We start from the raw sequence: 5178 nt of genomic DNA, 5'->3' as shown, positions 1-5178 counted from the left end.
TTATTCTACTTTAAAGAAAAGTGTTGCGCTTTCTTTAGTGGCATTAACAGGAGTTGCTTCTCTTGCTGTCGCTCAAGATGCACCTGCAACAACTTCTGCTGTCAAGGTATTTGGCGGTAGAGGTCAGTACAGAACTTGGTCTATCGGTGTACATGGTGGTGTTTTAATGCCAGTTGTTGCTATCGGTGGTACTAATGATTTCAACAAATGGGATGCTAACTTAGGTTACGGTTTAAACATCCGTAAACAACTAGGTCACTCATTCGGTTTAGAATTAAACGGAACTCGTGGTAAACTTTCAGGTACTAACGAAGGTATTACTAACCCAGCTACAAAAGATTTCGAAACTGAATTACAATATGCTGTAGATTTACGTGGTGTTGTAAACGTTGGTTCTATCGATTTCTTACGTCGTGAGAACTCAGTAGGTTTCTTCTTAACTGCTGGTGCTGGTTATATGGCTTATGCTCCAAAAGTTACTTTAGGTAATGGTACTGTTATTGACTGGAAAGGTAAAGCTGTAGGTCCTGCTGATGACAGACATGATGCTAAAGATTACGTAAAAGGTTTCTACATTCCAGTTGGTGCTGGTGTTAAATTCAAAGTTTCTGAGCGTGTTAACTTTAACTTAGGTTACACAATGAACTTTGTTGATGCTGATAACTTAGATGGAGTTTATGCAAAAGGTCAAACTAAAGATAAATTCTCTTACGGTTATGCTGGTTTAGAATTCTCTTTAGGTTCTTCTGCTAAACCAAGTTTAGAATGGACTAACCCATTAGCTACTATGTACGATGAGTTAAAAGATCCAACTTTACGTCAAGAAGTTGAAGCATTGAAAAACCGTGTTTCTGCTGTTGAAAAATCAGTTGAAGATTTGAAAAAAGATACTGACGGTGACGGTGTTGCTGATCAATTCGATAAATGCCCAGGAACTCCTGCTGGTACTGCTGTTGATGGTTCAGGTTGTCCTCTTCCAAAAGTTGAAGCACCTACTGCTGCTACAAGTGATGTAACTGGTTTCGAAAAAATCGGTTTCGATTTCAACTCTTCAGTTTTAAAAACTGAGTCTTACCCTACTTTAGATAAATTATCTTCAGTGTTACGTGAAAACGGTGGTAAAGTAACTGTAAACGGTTACGCTTCAAGCGAAGGTACTGCTGCATATAACTTGAAATTATCTAAAGACAGAGCTAACTCTGTTAAAACTTACTTAGTAAACTCTGGCGTTAACGCTAGTCAAGTTGCTACTAAAGGTAATGGCGAAGCTAATCCAATTGCTTCTAACGATACTGAAGAAGGTCGTATCCAAAACCGTCGTGTTGAAACTGCTAGAAACTAGTATTTCAATATAAGATTTAAAAAAGTCCTGATGAAAGTCAGGACTTTTTTTGTGCCTTTTAATTTTCTGTGTTAAGCTTTTTAGCTAAGTTTGTGTTATGTACTTCTTTAGAAAAAAGGATCCAAACAGGCCAAATAATATCAATCTGAAAATTATGCATTTTATAAATGCATTGGCCATCTTAATTTTTCTTGCAGGTATCATCTACAAGCTAATCCAATGGCTTGCTAAATAACCCCAAAATTGTATGAAACAAATTATTAAAACAACCAATGCTCCAGCTCCAATTGGACCATATAGCCAAGCTGTACAAGCCGGAAACTTTTTATTCGTATCAGGCCAGGTAGCCATTAATCCCGAAAATGGAGAATTAAATATTGGCAATATTGAAGAAGAGACACACCAGGTAATGCGTAACCTTAAAGCAGTTTTGCTTGAAGCAGGTTTAACTTTCGATAACGTAGTAAAGTCTACTATCTTCTTAAGCGATATGGGTACCTTTGCTCAGGTAAACGAAGTTTATGGACAGTATTTTACTGCTGATTTCCCTGCGCGCGAAACGGTTCAGGTTTCGGTATTGCCTAAAAATGTTAATGTAGAAATTTCTGTAATTGCCATTGTAGGCTAATTTTGGCAGATAGTAAAAGCAAATATTTTATAGCCGGCATTGTTCCTTATATTATCTGGGGAACAATGTCTATACCTTTGCGTAACATAAAAGGTTTTCCGCCACACGAAATTTTATACTACAGGATATTTATTTCCATTATCGTAGTTTGGACAATTATTCTTTTATTCAGAAGGGAAGCACTAAAGAATGATTTCAATTTCTTAAAATCATTAAGCGCCCCTAAGAAAACAAGATTATTGTTGCTTACCATAGTGTCGTCATTTCTGATCACGGGAAACTGGTTCACCTATATTTATGCCGTAAATAGCGTAAGTTTAAAAGCAGCCGCCTTTGCCTATATGGTGTGCCCACTGTTAACTGCGCTCTGTGGATTTATCATTTTAAAGGAACAGTTAACAAAGGTTAAAATTATTGCCCTAATCATTGCATTTATAAGTATCATCCTATTGGCAACAGGCTCTATACATGAAGTAATGTGGGCCATTATCGTCGCATCTTTTTATGCCTTATATGTTATTGTGCTAAAAGTAATTAAAGATGTAGATAAGTTTAATTTTTTGGGCGTTCAGTTAATTTTATCAGGATTAATAATGCTTCCGTTGTATTTTCTTAATGCTGCGCCTTTTCCTACCGAAACCTTCTTTTGGTCGCATATATTGTTGATTGCCATTGTATTTACCATTATTCCACTCTTTTTAAATTCGTATGCACTGTTGGGTATGCCTTCATCGGCCCTGGGTATTTTGATCTATCTCAACCCTATAGTTGCATTTACCGTTGCATTTTTCTACTTTAAAGAGAAAATAGATCTGCACCAATTTTTTGCCTATTTGCTTTTGCTGCTATCGATCGTTATTTTTAACGGACAGTTGCTAAAGAGTGTTGTTTACAAGAAACAGTAAAATATTTTGTTTAATTCGGTATTAGATACACCTGTTGAGTTTTTAAAGGGCGTTGGGCCAAGCCGTGCCGATGTTTTGAAAAAGGATCTCGGCCTGTTCACTTATCAGGACATGCTTGCACACTATCCGTTCAGGTATATCGACCGTACAAAATATTTCAAGATTAACCAGATTAATCCTGATTCGCAATATATCCAGATTATTGGGCGCGTGATCAGCAAAAAAGTAATTGGCGATAAAAGAGCAAAACGTATTGTTGCTGTTTTTAAAGATGAAACCGGAATTATGGAATTGGTTTGGTTCCAGAGCCTAAAATGGGTTGATGATAATATCACTGTTGGCACCGCTTACGTGGCCTTTGGAAAACCAACCATCTTTAACGGTACATTCAGTATCTCGCATCCAGAAATGGAGCTATACCAGCGCAAACAGGTGGGACGGGGAAATTTAACCTTACAGCCGGTTTATAACTCAACAGAGAAGCTTAAAAAGTTTAATCTTGATTCAAAAGGCTTACAGCGTTTAATCGCCGGCTTGTTGGATCAGATCATCCCCCAGGTTCCCGAAAATTTACCACAATACATCATTGATAAGTATCAGCTGCCAGATAAAAGATTGGCGCTACTGAATATTCATTTTCCTAAAAATGTGAAGGATTTAAGTTCAGCAGAAAGACGCCTTAAATTTGAAGAATTATTCTTCATCCAATTACAGCTTTTGCACAATAAACATTTGCGCCAGTTAAAATTTAAAGGTGTAACCTTTGAAAAGGTTGGCGAAAAGGTAAATCGCTTTTATAACGAGTTTTTGCCTTTCGAATTAACCAATGCGCAAAAGCGTGTGGTTAAAGAAATTAGGATAGATACACAACGCGGTGTGCAAATGAACCGGCTTGTACAGGGCGACGTAGGAAGCGGTAAAACTGCGGTTGCACTGATGAGTATGCTCTTAGCAAATGACAACGGCTACCAGGCTTGTATGATGGCTCCCACTGAAATTTTGGCGCGCCAGCACTATGCCTCTATTACAGAACTTGTAACCAACGACCTGGTGCGTGTTGCTATCCTTACAGGAAATACCAAAAAGAAGGAGCGTACTGTTTTGCATGAGCAATTAGAGAATGGAGAAATCGATATTCTGATCGGAACACATGCCCTGATTGAAGATAAGGTTCAATTCAAGAATTTGGGGCTGGTTGTGATTGATGAACAGCATCGTTTTGGTGTAGAGCAACGCGCTAAGCTTTGGCGGAAAAATATTATTCCCCCACACATCCTAGTGATGACCGCTACGCCAATTCCGCGTACTTTGGCCATGACCCTATACGGCGATCTTGATGTTTCGGTTATTGACGAATTACCTGCGGGCAGAAAACCAATAGAAACCAAACACCTTTTTGAAGGCCAACGCCTCAGGATGTTCGGTTTTATGAAGCAGGAAATTGCCAAAGGCAGGCAGGTTTACATTGTTTATCCTTTAATTAAGGAAAGCGAAAAATTAGATCTTTTGCATCTCGAAGCTGGAATTGAGCAGTTGAGCTATCAGTTTCCTAGGCCTGATTACCAAATGAGTATTGTACACGGGCAAATGCCCAATGCCGATAAACAGTTCGAAATGCAGCAGTTTATCGACGGTAAAAGCCAAATTATGGTAGCCACTACCGTAATAGAGGTGGGCGTAAACGTACCTAACGCTTCGGTAATGGTAATTGAAAATGCCGAACGGTTTGGGCTTTCACAGCTGCACCAGTTGCGTGGTAGGGTAGGCCGCGGTGCAGAACAGTCTTTTTGTATATTAATGAGTGGGAATAAGCTGAGTAAAGAAGGTAAGATTCGTTTGGAAACAATGGTAAGAACCAACAACGGCTTCGAAATATCAGAAATAGATTTACAGCTACGCGGCCCTGGCGATATTACAGGAACTCAGCAAAGCGGCGTTTTAGATCTGAAGCTTGCCGACCTGGCCAAAGACCAGATTATTTTGTCTGAAGCACGTAACACCGTAATCGCACTTTTTGAAGACGATCCGCAGCTGGCAAAGCCCGAAAATGCAATCTTAAAAGCTTACCTGCAGAAATTAGAAAGGGGCATTTCTTTCGACAAAATAAGCTAATCTTGTATTAAGTTTGAATTCTTCCAATTATTATAATTTTCTTCTCTTCCTATTTTGCAATAATATTTAGTGCTGTATTATTAGTGCTACTTTGTGTAGTTTGAAATTATTTTTTTACTAATCAGCCCCTTATAAATATTATTTTACCCCCTTTTTTTTACCTCCTAATATTTCTATCTTGCGTGTAACCA

General features: G+C 38.4%; 5 protein-coding genes. All 5 read left to right on the top strand.

Annotation, left to right across the window (positions count from 1 at the left end; all coding sequences use genetic code 11):
- The coding region (locus AC1DPQ_RS16960; protein ID WP_477610325.1) for an OmpA family protein at positions 1 to 1342 on the top strand (1342 nt) is incomplete at its 5' end.
- Between the two features lie 97 nt (positions 1343 to 1439).
- Positions 1440 to 1577, top strand: a complete 138-nt coding sequence (locus AC1DPQ_RS16955) for a DUF6728 family protein (protein WP_317130071.1) — start codon at positions 1440 to 1442, stop codon at positions 1575 to 1577.
- A gap of 12 nt (positions 1578 to 1589) precedes the next feature.
- Positions 1590 to 1970 carry a RidA family protein gene (locus AC1DPQ_RS16950; protein WP_029274517.1) on the top strand — a complete coding sequence of 127 codons (381 nt, stop codon included), beginning with the start codon at positions 1590 to 1592 and terminating at the stop codon, positions 1968 to 1970.
- 2 nt (positions 1971 to 1972) lie between these two features.
- A complete protein-coding gene (locus AC1DPQ_RS16945; RefSeq protein WP_477580346.1) occupies positions 1973 to 2875 on the top strand; it encodes an EamA family transporter in 903 nt (300 codons plus the stop codon).
- A 6-nt stretch (positions 2876 to 2881) separates the two neighbouring features.
- Positions 2882 to 4987 (top strand): ATP-dependent DNA helicase RecG, encoded by a 2106-nt coding sequence (recG, locus tag AC1DPQ_RS16940; protein WP_477610324.1) that lies wholly within the window; start codon positions 2882 to 2884, stop codon positions 4985 to 4987.
- Positions 4988 to 5178 lie beyond the last annotated feature (191 nt).

The organism is Pedobacter sp. 01T416_2, from assembly GCF_056398925.1.
The sequence above is the reverse complement of the archived record's forward strand: the minus strand, read 5'-3'. Positions and strand labels throughout refer to the sequence as shown.

Coding starts and splice junctions, on each gene's coding strand:
- AC1DPQ_RS16955 (WP_317130071.1), top strand. CDS start 1,440: ATGTACTTCTTTAGAAAAAAGGATCCAAACAGGCCAAATAATATCAAT.
- AC1DPQ_RS16950 (WP_029274517.1), top strand. CDS start 1,590: ATGAAACAAATTATTAAAACAACCAATGCTCCAGCTCCAATTGGACCA.